At 46.5% G+C, this 13,256-nt stretch carries 14 protein-coding genes; 6 read left to right on the top strand and 8 right to left on the bottom strand.

Annotation, left to right across the window (positions count from 1 at the left end; all coding sequences use genetic code 11):
* From ACRC6Q_RS03540 to ACRC6Q_RS03520, 5 genes are all read left to right on the top strand, one after another.
* Positions 1 to 348, top strand: coding sequence for an ABC transporter permease (locus ACRC6Q_RS03540; RefSeq protein WP_223639878.1), 348 nt, complete (start codon positions 1 to 3; stop codon positions 346 to 348).
* 13 nt (positions 349 to 361) lie between these two features.
* Complete coding sequence (locus ACRC6Q_RS03535) at positions 362 to 1,000, top strand: PspA/IM30 family protein (protein ID WP_223639875.1); 639 nt, start codon at positions 362 to 364, stop codon at positions 998 to 1,000.
* A 64-nt stretch (positions 1,001 to 1,064) separates the two neighbouring features.
* On the top strand, positions 1,065 to 1,763 hold the full coding sequence (liaF, locus tag ACRC6Q_RS03530) for a cell wall-active antibiotics response protein LiaF (RefSeq protein WP_223639872.1): 699 nt from the start codon (positions 1,065 to 1,067) through the stop codon (positions 1,761 to 1,763).
* On the top strand, positions 1,760 to 2,806 hold the full coding sequence (locus ACRC6Q_RS03525) for a sensor histidine kinase (RefSeq protein ID WP_223639855.1): 1,047 nt from the start codon (positions 1,760 to 1,762) through the stop codon (positions 2,804 to 2,806). The genes liaF and ACRC6Q_RS03525 overlap by 4 nt, the downstream gene beginning before the upstream one ends.
* A complete protein-coding gene (locus tag ACRC6Q_RS03520) occupies positions 2,781 to 3,416 on the top strand; it encodes a response regulator transcription factor (protein ID WP_223639852.1) in 636 nt (211 codons plus the stop codon). Before ACRC6Q_RS03525 ends, ACRC6Q_RS03520 begins: the two co-directional genes overlap by 26 nt.
* Before the next feature lie 323 nt (positions 3,417 to 3,739).
* On the opposite strand, the gene mbcS is transcribed toward ACRC6Q_RS03520, so the two are convergent.
* From mbcS to ACRC6Q_RS03490, 6 genes are all read right to left on the bottom strand, one after another.
* Positions 3,740 to 5,317 carry an acyl-CoA synthetase MbcS gene (gene mbcS / locus ACRC6Q_RS03515; protein WP_431465824.1) on the bottom strand — a complete coding sequence of 526 codons (1,578 nt, stop codon included), beginning with the start codon at positions 5,315 to 5,317 and terminating at the stop codon, positions 3,740 to 3,742.
* A 25-nt stretch (positions 5,318 to 5,342) separates the two neighbouring features.
* Positions 5,343 to 5,909: a YIP1 family protein gene (locus ACRC6Q_RS03510; protein WP_298824042.1), complete on the bottom strand. Its 567-nt coding sequence runs from the start codon at positions 5,907 to 5,909 to the stop codon at positions 5,343 to 5,345.
* A 3-nt stretch (positions 5,910 to 5,912) separates the two neighbouring features.
* A complete protein-coding gene (locus ACRC6Q_RS03505) occupies positions 5,913 to 7,562 on the bottom strand; it encodes a solute symporter family protein (protein ID WP_431465823.1) in 1,650 nt (549 codons plus the stop codon).
* Between the two features lie 3 nt (positions 7,563 to 7,565).
* Entirely contained in the window at positions 7,566 to 7,835 is a 270-nt protein-coding gene (locus ACRC6Q_RS03500) for a hypothetical protein (RefSeq protein WP_223639825.1), read from the bottom strand.
* Between the two features lie 421 nt (positions 7,836 to 8,256).
* Complete coding sequence (locus ACRC6Q_RS03495; protein ID WP_223639822.1) at positions 8,257 to 9,519, bottom strand: mechanosensitive ion channel; 1,263 nt, start codon at positions 9,517 to 9,519, stop codon at positions 8,257 to 8,259.
* Positions 9,520 to 9,613: 94 nt separating this feature from the next.
* Positions 9,614 to 10,501 (bottom strand): DMT family transporter, encoded by an 888-nt coding sequence (locus ACRC6Q_RS03490; RefSeq protein ID WP_223639819.1) that lies wholly within the window; start codon positions 10,499 to 10,501, stop codon positions 9,614 to 9,616.
* 109 nt (positions 10,502 to 10,610) lie between these two features.
* Here ACRC6Q_RS03490 and ACRC6Q_RS03485 point away from each other — a divergent pair, with 109 nt between their 5' ends.
* Complete coding sequence (locus ACRC6Q_RS03485) at positions 10,611 to 10,841, top strand: helix-turn-helix domain-containing protein (protein WP_431465822.1); 231 nt, start codon at positions 10,611 to 10,613, stop codon at positions 10,839 to 10,841.
* 57 nt (positions 10,842 to 10,898) lie between these two features.
* On the opposite strand, the gene metX is transcribed toward ACRC6Q_RS03485, so the two are convergent.
* Together metX and ACRC6Q_RS03475 are read right to left on the bottom strand one after the other, a co-directional pair.
* A complete protein-coding gene (metX, locus tag ACRC6Q_RS03480; protein WP_431465821.1) occupies positions 10,899 to 11,912 on the bottom strand; it encodes a homoserine O-acetyltransferase MetX in 1,014 nt (337 codons plus the stop codon).
* Between the two features lie 12 nt (positions 11,913 to 11,924).
* Positions 11,925 to 13,217, bottom strand: a complete 1,293-nt coding sequence (locus ACRC6Q_RS03475) for an O-acetylhomoserine aminocarboxypropyltransferase/cysteine synthase family protein (RefSeq protein ID WP_223639813.1) — start codon at positions 13,215 to 13,217, stop codon at positions 11,925 to 11,927.
* Positions 13,218 to 13,256 lie beyond the last annotated feature (39 nt).

Raw genomic sequence — 13,256 nt, 5'->3', positions numbered from 1 at the left:
ATGAACAAATTTTGGTTAACCACCCTCGGCATCATCGCCGGAATCGTCGCACTTTCCAATTTGGGACCCATCATTGGATTGGCCGTATCCCTATTAGTCGTATACGCAGGGGTGCATTATTACTTAAGAAGCATCTCGGCCTTGGCTAAATTCTGGTGGGCTTTCGTCGGCGTACTTGGAGGACTTGCAGCCATCTCGAATGTGCCGGCATTGATCGGCGTTGCTGCAATCGCCGGATTGTGGATGATCTACCGCGCATGGAATGGCCAAAGCGTTTCAGTCGCAGCCGTAAAAGAAAGCGATCCATTCACGAACTTTGAACAGCAATGGAACAAATTGACCAAATAAGGAGGAAACGAATATGACAACTTTATGGGACCGTTTCAAATTTGCCGTCGCAACCGACCTGGATGCCGTCGTCGCTAAGAAAGAGGAAAAAAATCCACTTGCATTATTGAACCGCTATATCACAGAAGCAGAAAACCAGACGGCAGCTACAGGAAAATGGGTGGAGCGCCAGGCACAGCTGAATGGTAAACTGGAGAAGGAATTGGCTGAAGCTTCTGCTATGCTCGACAAGCGCCAAAACCAGCTGGAATTGGCACAGTCTTCAGGCGAAGCCGATCTCGCTGATTTTGCCGCCATGGAAGTCGAGGCTTATGCTGCCCGCGTTTCGGCGCTGCAGAACAACCTGGATGAAAATATTGCTGAACTGACTGGCCTGGAACACCGCTACGAGGAAATGAAGCACAAAGTGAAAGACATGAAAGTGAAGCAGCTGCAATTGATGGGCAAGGAAAATGCAACGCGCGCCCATCATCAGATGGATAAAATACTGAGCCCGGAACTTGTCGCTGAACGCATCGGCTCATTTGACGACATGGCGTCCTATATTACGACGCTTGGCGCTAAAGTCGAAGAACGCCATGAGCATTCAGCAATGGAACGCCGCTTGGAATCTTTAGAAAAAAATAGCGCAAACCAAAAAGAAATTGTTTAAACTGAAATGAGAAGAAGCTTTTCTTCTTCTCATTTTTTCTGATACAAAGAAGGAGGCAAAAGCCATGCAGCATTTTACAACAAACAGACAAGCGTTTTTTCTATTGAGCGCTTTATTATTGATCTTCGTGGAAGCTGCCTTTTTCGGAAACGGCAGTGTGTTTTTGATCCTTCTTGGTATCGGAACCATTTACTATGCGCTACGAAATAACGTAAAATACCGCCGTTCTTATTTTTGGACAGGCGCCTTCCTTATTGGGGTTTCCATTCTGTCGATGTGGAGCCTGCGGCTGATGGTCTTCGGGCTTGCCATCTACCTCCTGATCCGGTTGTGGAAAGGGGAAGAATGGCTGCAGACTGCACCGCTTCACGGCTCTACAGATAAGGGCCTGATCCAAAACAAAGTCATGGCCGCACAGAGCACACCCATTGAATCTTATGAGTGGAAAGACATTCATGTCCAGGGGTTTATCGGTGATATCCTGGTGGATACCACTCAAACCGTGTTGCCGAAAAAGACCTCATTGATTTCCATACGGCAAGGCTTTGGAAAAGTCCAAGTCGTTGTTCCCTATGAAATCCCTGTAAGGGTCTTCTATTCGACTTTGTTGGGAGAAGCCCGTTTTTTCAACGGGACCAACCAACGGATTCTTAACGGCACAGTCCACGCAGAAGATGGCTACCCAGCGGACACCGGCAATAAAGCCGAATTGATTATTTCCCTGACCACTTGGATGGGAGATGTCGAGGTGATCCGCAGATGAGACAGATTTTGCCGCGCAGCCTATTTTTCATTTCCCTTTTCGCCTTGATCGTGTTCAGCATCCTTTTTGCCTTACTCGGCTTGCCGACAGTCAACAGCTGGTCTGTCCTTTGGGAAGATTTCATCGCTGGCCTGCCCCTTGGTATTTGGCTGCTTGTTCTGATGCTTGCTTTGTCTGTCGGCATCTCCTGGTGGACCGAATCCTTGTCCCGTTCAAAGGTACAGGAAATTGAAGAGATTTTCCAGGCACTCTTGCGCAATGAAGACCAGACCGTTGTCCAGGCTGCCCAAATGAAAACCCTGCCGCGTAATTTATCCAGCTCCATCCTGAAATTGCAGAAGCTTCTGGAGTCACAGCGCAAAAGCTTGACCCGCATTGCCAATGAACGTGCGGAAACACAGGACCAAATCATCCAGGAGCGCTTGATCATGGAACGCCAGCGTCTGGCAAGAGAGCTCCACGACTCGGTTTCCCAGCAATTGTTCGCTGCTTCCATGCTGTTGTCTTCCATGACCGAAAGTGGAGACGCGCAGCCAGGACTGCTCCAGACCGAGAAGATGGTCCAGCAGGCCCAATTGGAGATGCGTGCACTGCTGCTGCATTTGCGTCCCGCTGCCCTGCACGATAAGAGCCTGCGTCAGGGATTGTTCGAGTTGGTCAGTGAACTGAAGGAAAAAGTCTATTTTACAATCGAGCATAAGTTGGAAGAGGTGCCATTGCAAAAAGGGGCCGAAGACCATCTGTTCCGCATTGCACAGGAAACCTTATCGAATACATTGCGCCATTCCAAAGCGACCGAGGTTCATATCCTGTTTGTCGAGCGTGATAATTTCGCGATCCTGCGCATTCAGGATAATGGCGTCGGCTTTGAAAGCGAACAATCCAAATCGACTTCCTACGGCCTAAAACATATAGAAGAACGCGCCATTGAAATCGGTGCGACCAGCAAAATCGTTTCCGTGCCTTCTGAAGGTACGATTGTGGAAGTAAAAGTTCCGATTGAAAGGAAGAAAACCCATGATTCGAATCTTATTAGTGGATGACCATGAAATGGTGCGCATCGGTGTCTCTGCCTACTTGCAGTCCCAAAAGGATATGGAGGTTGCCGGGGAAGCGGCAAACGGCCAGGAGGCGGTTGAAATGGCATTGGAACTGCGCCCCGATCTGATTTTAATGGACATGGTGATGCCCGTCATGAATGGTGCAGAAGCGACAAAAGCCATCATCGACCAGTGGCCGGAAGCGAAAATTATGATTGTCACCAGTTTTCTGGATGATGACAAAGTCTACCCGGCCCTTCAGGCGGGAGCGGTCAGCTACATATTAAAAACATCGAAAGCGTCACGGATCGCCGACTCTATTCGTGAAACCATGAACGGCACCCCGGTTCTCGAACCCGAAGTCATGACCAAAATGATGAAGCAGATGCGCCACGAACGTGTCCTTCACGACGATTTGACCGAACGCGAAATGGAAATCCTCCTGTTGCTGGCTTGCGGTTTGACCAACCAGGAAATTGCCGATAAATTGTTCATCGCCCTGAAAACCGTCAAGACCCACGTCAGCAACATCCTGGCAAAGCTGGAGGTCCACGACCGGACCCAGGCGGTCATTTATGCCTTTCAGCATAAGCTGATTTCTCCTCCTAAATAAAAACACAAAAAAGCCGGACAGTTTTTACGCTGTTCGGCTTTTTCAATTAGCGAAATATAATTTTTCAGCTGTTCTTTTAGTGTCTAGACTTCAGCGCCCAACTCTTTGGGGCATAAGCCATTCTGGCTATGCGGCAAAGTACGCCGCTTCGCCAGATCGTCTTATGCCCGGCAGAGCTAAACGGGCGCTTGCGCTTTTCTATGTCTAGACTTCAGCGCCCAGCTCTTTGGGTCATAAGCCAGCCCGACAATGCGGCAAAAAGCGCCGCTTCGCCGGTCTGTCTTATGCCCGGCAGAGCTACATGGGCTCTTCCGCTTTTCTTTTTACACATTTAATTTTCGCAATTCCACGCGGCGGATTTTGCCCGAAGCCGTTTTCGGCAGTTCATCCAAAAACTCGATGACCCGTGGATATTTGTAAGGTGCGGTAATTTCCTTGACATGGTCCTGCAGCTGTTTCACTAAAGCTTCTTTATCCTGGAACTCGTCCGGATTGCGAAGCACGACATAGGCTTTGACAATATTGCCGCGAATTTCATCCGGAGCGGCTACGACTGCGCATTCCTGGATAGCTGCATGCTTCATGAGCGCATCTTCAACTTCAAAAGGCCCGATTGTATATCCAGAACTGATGATGATGTCATCACTTCGCCCTTCAAACCAGAAATAGCCATCTTCATCGCGCGTTGCCTGGTCCCCTGTCAGATACCAATCCCCTCTGAACGACGCTTTCGTCCGTTCAGGATCCCGGTAATACTCCCGGAACAATGCCGGACAATCACGGTGCACGGCAATATCCCCCACTTCCCCGACCGCTGTCGGTTGTCCTTCATCATTGATGATATCCACCGGATTTCCTGGAGTCGGTTTGCCCATCGATCCGGCCTTCACTTCCATATCCTGAAGCGTTCCGACAAGCAAGGTGTTTTCTGTCTGTCCATAACCATCACGGACATTGATATTAAATGCCTGTTGGAATGCCTCGATGACCTGTCGGTTCAAAGGTTCTCCAGCAGATACCGCTGACCTTAATGCCGGCAGCTTGTAGGAATTCAAATTCTCCACTTTTGCCATGATGCGGTATTCTGTCGGAGTACAGCATAAGACATTGATATTTTCTTCCTTCAATAGATCCAGGTATTTCAACGCATCGAATGGCCCGTTATAGACGAAAGCCGTTGCTCCGAGTGTAATCGTCGACAGGAATGGACTCCAGATCCACTTTTGCCAGCCTGGAGCTGCAGTTGCCCACACCATGTCCCCGCTTTGTACACCCAACCATTTTGTCGCTGCAGTCCGTACATGTGCATAGCCCCAGCCATGGACATGCACGACGCCTTTTGGATTTCCGGTAGTGCCGGATGTATAAGAAAGGAAAGCCATGTCTTCGCGGTGAGTCGGCACAGCTTCGAATTCCGGTGATTCTTTTTCTGCCAGCTCCTCGAAAGACTGCCAGCCATCTTCTGTCCCACCGATGATCAACTTATTGTTCAGTGCTTCCAAGTCTTCATCAATGGAGTTTGTTTCCGCAGTAGTTTTATAATGCGCAACAATTCCTTTAGCCCCAGAATGGTGCATCCGGTAAGTTAAATCTTTCTTTCGGAGCATTTCCGAACAAGGAATGGCTACAATTCCAGCGCGGAGGCAGGCCAAATACGTAATATAAGCTTCCGGAATCCGGGGTAGGATAATCAGCATCCGATCTCCTTTACCAATGCCCAGTTTCAGCAAAGCCTGCGCATATTGATTCATTTTGCCGACCAGTTCTTTATACGAAAGATCTTCCCGATTGCCTTCACTGTCCAGCCACCGAATCGCCAATCTGTCGCTTTCTTCTTTGTATTTCTCAAGTTCTAAGGTGATATTATACTGTTCTGGAGCAATTAAATCCTTGAATTCCATATGATAGCCTCCAATCATTTTATCTTCATGCTGGCGGGATAATCAGGTAATAGACACTCGCTAAAAAAACGAATGCTGCCAACGTCGCCAGGTAAGCTTTCTTAGTTGAGAAATTCTGCGTGGTTTTAATGATTTTAACGCAGACCAAGTACATCCAGATGAGGCCGATCGCCAGCAGCACATAGACCAGCGGATGGCCATTTCCTGCATCCGCAAGGTAGGGCGCTCCCAGAAGACCAGGCAGCAAAGCAACCGGTGCCGCGCGATTGATGTCCCGCAGCAACCCTTTCCCGCCAAGACCCTTTGAGCCTGCCCAAAGCAGCAACGCCAAGCCTATTTTTGTAATGAACGCCATCAGCAGCCCAAAAAGGATGAAAATTGCCGGAACAATGAAGTTTTGCAGCAAAGCCGAATCGAAACTTGCTATGTATGAGGCATTTGACGCGATTGAAATCGCGCCATAGCCCAAACCAACGATGAGCAATAGCAGATTGCTCACCCATTGGGTTTTCGGCAATTCTAAAAATGACCGAAAAGATGAATCATTTAAAGCAACCATTTTTCCGACCATTTTACTCACCCTTTCTTTCATTCCCTACATCCCCCAAGGCATCAATGCCCAGATTGCAACAGCAGCAGAAACCACTACCGTAATTCCGGCACCTACCGTACTGTTGTAACGATACGATTTGATGTCCTTCCATCCGTGGATGCGTTCGATCAATTCAATATCCGATTGCTTGGTCAATTTACTTTGAAGACCCGGCATACGGTTGGTAATATAAGAAACGACGATCAACAGGATAAAGCTGATCGGTACAGCAAGCATCGCGCCGGATAAGCCCATTCCATCGGTAACGCCGTGCCCCGTCAATACGATGCTCGGGAAAACGAATGGCGACACGATGATGTAGATGGCACCACCAACGACAGAAGCCACTATGGCACCGAATTTATTGGCCTCTTTCCACCAAACCCCAACTATAATTAGTGGTGCATTCGTGACTCCCGCTAAACCAAAAGCCCATAGGATACTGACGACCAGGAAAGCCGGTGGTTGGATCGCCAGCAAGATACTGACCAATCCACCTGCAAAAATGGCGATGAAGCCAATCCGAAGGCTCAGACGCTGAGGGATATTCGGCTTTAAGGTAGCGATGATATCCTGGGAAATTAAGGCACCGATCGCCAATAAATTCCCGCTTAAAGTTGAAAGTCCCGCTGAAATGGCCCCAGCGATAACAAGTGCAGTCACCCATTCCGGGTTATAGACCAAATTGAGGATGATGGTTAATTTATCAGCATCCCCCTCTGAAATCGTCAGCCCTTGAGTAGCTGTCGCATAAACACCGACAAAGCCCATTGCGTAAGTTGCTGAGAACACCAATCCAAGAATAAAGGCGAACCAGACCATTGCCGAGCGTGCACTTTTCAGATTGGATGCCGTATAGACACGCATCGCCAAGTGCGGCAGCCCCAATGCTCCGATTGTCAAAGCCGGAATAATGGAGAAATACCATTTCGGCGAGAACTGGTAATCAAAGAATGTAGGCAAAGACTCCAGCATTGCCGGAACCATGTCCGAATAGAACAACGGTGGGAAATACCATCCGTCTGCTCCTACTGCTTTCATGATGGCGCCAAGCGGGATGATAAACATCAAAGCGATAATGACCATTTGAATCGCAGCGTTGTTTGTCGCTCCCGCCATGCCGCCGATTGTAATATAGCCGACAATAATAATTCCAAAAACAAAGAGTCCTGTTAAATAAGGAATTCCCAGTAATGTTTCAAACGTAATGGCGATTCCAATCATCTGACCCAGCGCATACATGATTGAAACCAAAATCATGAATAGAGCGGCAATGATGGAAGCCGTCACTCCATATCTGTCGCGGATAAAATGCGTAGGAGAGAAAGCGCCCATACGGCGCAGGCTTGTTCCGTAGATGATCGTAATCAACGGAATTGCCAAGATCAATTGGATCCACAACATAATGAATGGGACCTGCAGCTGCAGAATCAATGCCGTGATGCCAAGGAAAGTTGCCAGGCTCATATAAGTTGATGCCATCGCCAACCCATTGGTGAAGGCCCCGACGTTTCCGCCGCCTATGTAAAGGTCTTTTGCCGATGCACTTTTCCGGTTGGAGATGAATCCGACGATATAGAATAATAAAAACGTCGCTCCCACAACCGCTAAACCAAGAATCGGATTGGATAATTGCCAGTTTTGTGCTTCCATCATCTACACATCCTTTACTTCGTCGGAAACTCCGAGCGCGTCGTTTTCACTATCAATTTCATCGTCAATACGATTGCCGATCTTGCCCGCTACAATTGTAAGAAAGAATACACCAAACCACCCCATCAGGATCGGTACAATGTACATGACCGGAAAGCCGAATAACATAGCATCTACCGGAAAGATGGAAAAAATCAATCCTACATTTCCCACTAAAATAAAGGCGACTGTCATCCAGACTGTAAACTGAACTTCTTTTTTGTACGCTTTCATCGTATCCCCCATTTCATCTTAGTTTCTAGCCTGAACCCTCCCAACTGAGCGTTCACTCAGTTGTATAAAATACTCTCCCTTCTAAATATTATATAGTTAATAACTCCTTTGATTGTAACCGTTTGCATAAAATCAAGTCAACTGAATTTTTTAATTATTTAAAATACTATATCGATAGCATTTTTACCTATTTAAAGCATTTTTTTCAGCTTACTTACTTAAAATATGGGACTGTAATGGATAGATAATACACTTCATTAAATTCACTAAAATTTTTTTGTATTTTGATATATCTTCATATTCCTTTAATTCAGTTGAAAAAATTCCCTTTTTATCATCGAAACGAATATTTATACAGAAACCTAAAAAAATATAAAATCCCTTTAGGCAAGATCTGTCTAAAGGGATTTCTATGATGGTTTTATAGATTTGGTTTATCGTTCTCTTTTTGCATTTTCTTTTCAAGGTTTTCAAGCTGGCGTTTAGCGAATTCACGTCCACCTATACCGAAGGAGATCGCGAATGCCACTGCAAGTCCAGCGATGATGAATAAGAATGCCAGGTTAACGATATTTGTTGCGAAATTCAATTGGTCAAGCGTCATGAATACGGCAATGATGATGATGGCGTATTTGACGATGGCTCCCAGGAAACGGTTGCCGGAAGCTTGTTTGATGTAGTTTCCAAGCAGGCTGCCTCCGATCAATCCAAGACCCAGAATGATCAATGAGCTGATGAGCAATGGCAGGTATCCGATGATGGCTTCACCGATTCCATTCAACACATCAAGCTGCAATACGTTCATCGCTTCTACTGTAAAGAAGATGATGATGATCGCTTGCACTACCTTGCCGATGATATTCGCGATATCGAAGCTTGGCGATTTGGTTTTGTCAGGGTTCAGGTAAGTCGAGAAACGGTTGATCCCTGTGCCATTCAACAGGCTGATCAACAGATCACCTATGAATTTAGCAATCAGAACCCCTGCCAAAATCAAGATGATTGCGACAAAGATATTCGGAATCATGTTCAGAACCTGGTTGAGCATATTGACAATCGGCTCAGAAATAGACTGGATGTTCAAGGTCTCCAATGCAATCGTCAGAATTGGGATCAAGACGATGACGAAGACCACATTCGCTAAAACATTCGCTAAGGTCGATTTGTCACCCGCATCCATTCTTTTTGTTCCTGTTGATGTACTGCCCGGTTTACTGGTGAATTTATTGAACCATTTATCAATATTCACCGCGGTCAAAAGGCTGAATACAAGATTCTTCACAAACTTGGCTACAAAATAGCCAATGACTACAATAATGATGGCCATCAGAAGATTCGGCAGGAATGCCAGCAATTTGTCCATCATATTTGAAATCGGTTGTGCTACTTGGTGCATATTCAATGCCTGCAAGACGCTCGGAATAAACAAAATGAAGATTAGGTAATACAGGATTTTCCCGATGGAATCCAATTTACTGTCTGCGTCTTCTTTTGTTTTTGCCATATGGCCTCTGACCATCGCTCTGTCTGCCCCTGCTTTTTTCAATCCTTTAGTGAAAATCGCCCGTACAATTGTCGCTACAACCCATGCAATCAATAATAATAATAATGCCCCTAAAACGTTTGGAATGTAGTCAATGATTGTATTTCCGACACCTCTAAAAGAATTACCCACTTCGTTCATACACACAACTCCTTTTTGTTTTTTTATATCCTAGTTACTATGCCCTTCCCTTGGCTCAGTTAAACTCCAAAAAGACAATACATGAATCCGAAGATCATTTAAGCCCTTGCGGAGCAGTTAGCCGCTGTCTCTTGCCGATGGTCAATACCAATATGCCGCCGAGGAGAAGCCCTACTCCGCTCCAGGAAAGGCCACTCAGCACTTCTCCAACTACCAGAACACCCAAAATAGCTGCGGTCAGCGGTTCCGCTAACGACAAGGTCACAGCAGAAGAAGATGGAATCTGTTTTAATCCAAAAGAAAAAAGGATATACGATAAGCTTGTCGCTCCAATCCCCAAATAGAGTAGGAGCGATAAGTTTCCGGGTGCGGTTACGTAGGAAAGGTCAAATAACAGCAGAAAAGGCAGCAGACAACAGGCACTCAGTGAAAAAATCACCGCTACAGCGGAGACGGTTTCCATACGCTGGAGTACATTTTTGCTGACAAGGGCATAAACAGCAAAAGAAAAACCAGCCCCTAATGCCATGGCAATACCTACTGGATCCACCAGTTGTTGGCCTCTATTGGCAAATAACAGGACACATCCGATTAAAGCCAGCACGGTGGCAATCACCCAAACTCTATCGGGCTTTTTTTTCAAAGCCACCCATTCAATCATTCCCGTCAACACAGGAGCACTGCCGATGGCTACAACAGTTCCAATTGCAATCCCGGTCAATTGGACAGATGAAAAGAACAAGGGCTGAAACAGCGCCATACTCAGGGCTGAAAGGAGTGCAGCCGGCCAGGGAATCGTCTGGACCGATAACTTTTTTGTAGCAAGAACAAAAACCAACAATGAAAAACCGCCTATCGCTAAGCGGAATGCGCCAATTGACAGTGGATGTGCAGGGCCATCAAAAAAAGATTGAGCGGTCCCAGTCGTCCCCCATAAAATAGCAGCCAGCAAAACTAATAGATACGCCATATAATTCAACATCAACACTCCTATTTCCGGACTTTTCCCCTTAACATACCATGACGCGAATGGTTTGAGATAGCTGTCTTCTTCCATTATAATAAAAGAAAAGAATGGAGGAGGAGATCCTATGTATATGACAGTCCAGGAAACTGCCGCATTCTTATCGATGCCTGAAGAACAAATCAATCGTTATGTATTGGAAGGCCGTATCCGCGCAGTCCATGATGGGGAGCAATACATGATCAACACCTCTCAATTCGGAACGCATTTCCAACAATTGGAGCAGGCTAAGCAAGCGCTGGAGGAATGGCGCGCCATTCCTATACCAGACGATGTGGATATTAAAGACGAAGACTGAAAAAAAGCATCTGAGCGGGGACTGCAGTCCCGCTCAGATGCTTTTTAAATCGAACTTTTAACGTGTGAGCTCAGGCACCAAAAGACGTTTCAGTTTTTCTTCGATAAAACCGCCCCATTTTTCAAACTCCACCAGAAAACCGTCATGGCCAAAATCCGTTTCGATGATTTCCCAGGTCGCATCCTTCTGCTTTTCAAGCCACGGAACCATCAGTTCACTTGGGTAAAGCAGATCATGCGTAAATGATAAGGAATAGACGGGAACTTCCAGGATAGCCTCCTGAATATCATGTGTATTCATTGCTTTCAGCAACAGCACATAGCTGTTGGCATCAAAACGGTCTGCCAGTTTTTTCCCTTGGTAATTCAAATAGGACTGTACGTTGAATTCATCGCCATCATTGATGCGTCCAAAACGCTGGTTAAACATATTGCCGCTGCGGTAAGTGACCATCCCTGCCATTCTGGCTACTTCGAACCCTTTCAGCAGAGACGAATCTTCATAATTACCGCTGTCGAATTCTTTATCATTCTCTATTGCCAAAATACCGATGTGGTTAAAAGCTACGCCATAATCACTGTAATACTGAGTCACGGCCAACGGAAAAACTGCATCGACAAAGTCCGGATACAATTTACCCCATTCCAGAGTTTTCATTCCTCCCAGTGAACCCCCTACCACTCCAACGAGATGGTTGATGCCCAGTTTCTTTAAGGCATGATACTCCGCCCGCACCATATCACGTATCGTCAAGGTTGGGAAATCCGCACGATAAGGAGCTCCAGTTGCCGGATTTATCGATAATGGGCCTGTGGATCCATGGCACCCTCCTAGTACATTGAAGATGATCACTTGAAAAACATTTGTATCCACCGACTTGCCTGGTCCGATTAATCCTGCCCACCAACCTGGATCTCCGTCTGTGCCAACTGCATATTGATCGCCTGTCAATGCATGGCATACCAGGACAGCAGGAGCTTTTTCATCCCCATGACGTTCGTATGCAAGTTCTACATTGTCTATAGTCTTAGTTGAATCCAGGGTTAACGAGCCAATGGATACTGTCTTCATGAAAATCCCTCCTTATGCCTTTTCCAATACTGCCGCCTTTATCGCCTGCTCCAAATCAGCAATCAAATCTTCAGCGTTCTCCAACCCGACAGATAAACGGATCAACTCTTCCGTTACTCCCGATGCTTTCAACTCTTCATTGTTCAATTGCTGATGCGTGGTGGAAGCCGGGTGGATAATCAATGATTTAGCGTCTCCTACGTTTGCGACATGCGACCAAAGATTGACGCTGTCGATCACTTTACGGCCTGCTTCCCGTCCGCCTTTTATGCCAAAATTGACAATCGAACCATAGCCATCATTCTTCAAATATTTTTTCGCCAATTGATGCGATGGGTGATCTTCAAAACCCAGGAAATTGACCCATTCGATTTGCGGATGCTGTTTTAAGTAATCCGCAATAATTTGAGCATTGGTGCTGTGTTTAGGGATGCGAAGATGCAAAGTCTCAAGACCCTGCAGTAAAGCATGCGCACTATCCGGACTCAGTGAAGGTCCAAAATCCCGCAGCAGCTGCACACGAAGCTTTGTCGCAAATGCTGCATCCGGCACATCAATGCCGTAACGCAAACCATGATACGATTCATCCGGCTCTGTGTAATTCGGGAAGCGCGGATTGTCCCAATTGAATTTCCCGGCATCTACTGCGATGCCACCGATTGTCGTGCCGTGTCCCCCAATCCATTTCGTAGCGGAATGGATGACCACATCTGCACCGAATTCGATCGGATTGCTGCCGTATGGAGAAGCGAATGTATTGTCGATCAATAACGGCAATCCATTCGCATGGGCGATTTCCGCTACCTTCTCAACGTCAAAGACATTCAAGCTTGGATTGCCGATAATTTCGCCAAATAACGCTTTGGTTTTATCTGTAATGGCTGCTTTAAAGTTTTCAGGGTTTGTCGCATCGACAAATATTGTCTTGATGCCATAACGCGGCAATGTGTTGGCAAATAAATTGTACGTACCGCCATAAAGATTGCTGTCCGCTACGATTTCGTCTCCAGCTTCTGCAATATTCAAAACAGAAAATGCAATAGCCGCCATTCCGGAGGATAGTGCAACCGCAGCAGTGCCGCCTTCCAATAATGCCACCCGTTGTTCAAATACATCGACTGTGGGATTCATGATGCGCGAGTAGATATTGCCGGTATCCTTCAAGCCGAACAGATCCTGCGCATGTTGTGTATCTTTAAAGACATAGGAAGTTGTTTTATAAACCGGTACCCCTCTGGATCCGGTTGTCGGATCTGGCTGTTGTCCCCCGTGCAATAATAAAGTTTCTGGTTTCATATTCGTCATTTTCCATTCCCCCTGTTTTTTATTGATCCATAACGGTCA

This window comes from Planococcus sp. SE5232 (assembly GCF_050686535.1).
Lineage (GTDB): Bacteria > Bacillota > Bacilli > Bacillales_A > Planococcaceae > Planococcus.
This window is presented reverse-complemented; position numbering and strand designations above follow the sequence as displayed.

Coding starts and splice junctions, on each gene's coding strand:
- ACRC6Q_RS03540 (WP_223639878.1), top strand. CDS start 1: ATGAACAAATTTTGGTTAACCACCCTCGGCATCATCGCCGGAATCGTC.
- ACRC6Q_RS03535 (WP_223639875.1), top strand. CDS start 362: ATGACAACTTTATGGGACCGTTTCAAATTTGCCGTCGCAACCGACCTG.
- liaF (WP_223639872.1), top strand. CDS start 1,065: ATGCAGCATTTTACAACAAACAGACAAGCGTTTTTTCTATTGAGCGCT.
- ACRC6Q_RS03525 (WP_223639855.1), top strand. CDS start 1,760: ATGAGACAGATTTTGCCGCGCAGCCTATTTTTCATTTCCCTTTTCGCC.
- ACRC6Q_RS03520 (WP_223639852.1), top strand. CDS start 2,781: ATGATTCGAATCTTATTAGTGGATGACCATGAAATGGTGCGCATCGGT.
- mbcS (WP_431465824.1), bottom strand. CDS start 5,317: ATGGAATTCAAGGATTTAATTGCTCCAGAACAGTATAATATCACCTTA.
- ACRC6Q_RS03510 (WP_298824042.1), bottom strand. CDS start 5,909: ATGAAAGAAAGGGTGAGTAAAATGGTCGGAAAAATGGTTGCTTTAAAT.
- ACRC6Q_RS03505 (WP_431465823.1), bottom strand. CDS start 7,562: ATGGAAGCACAAAACTGGCAATTATCCAATCCGATTCTTGGTTTAGCG.
- ACRC6Q_RS03500 (WP_223639825.1), bottom strand. CDS start 7,835: ATGAAAGCGTACAAAAAAGAAGTTCAGTTTACAGTCTGGATGACAGTC.
- ACRC6Q_RS03495 (WP_223639822.1), bottom strand. CDS start 9,519: ATGAACGAAGTGGGTAATTCTTTTAGAGGTGTCGGAAATACAATCATT.
- ACRC6Q_RS03490 (WP_223639819.1), bottom strand. CDS start 10,501: ATGTTGAATTATATGGCGTATCTATTAGTTTTGCTGGCTGCTATTTTA.
- ACRC6Q_RS03485 (WP_431465822.1), top strand. CDS start 10,611: ATGTATATGACAGTCCAGGAAACTGCCGCATTCTTATCGATGCCTGAA.
- metX (WP_431465821.1), bottom strand. CDS start 11,912: ATGAAGACAGTATCCATTGGCTCGTTAACCCTGGATTCAACTAAGACT.
- ACRC6Q_RS03475 (WP_223639813.1), bottom strand. CDS start 13,217: ATGACGAATATGAAACCAGAAACTTTATTATTGCACGGGGGACAACAG.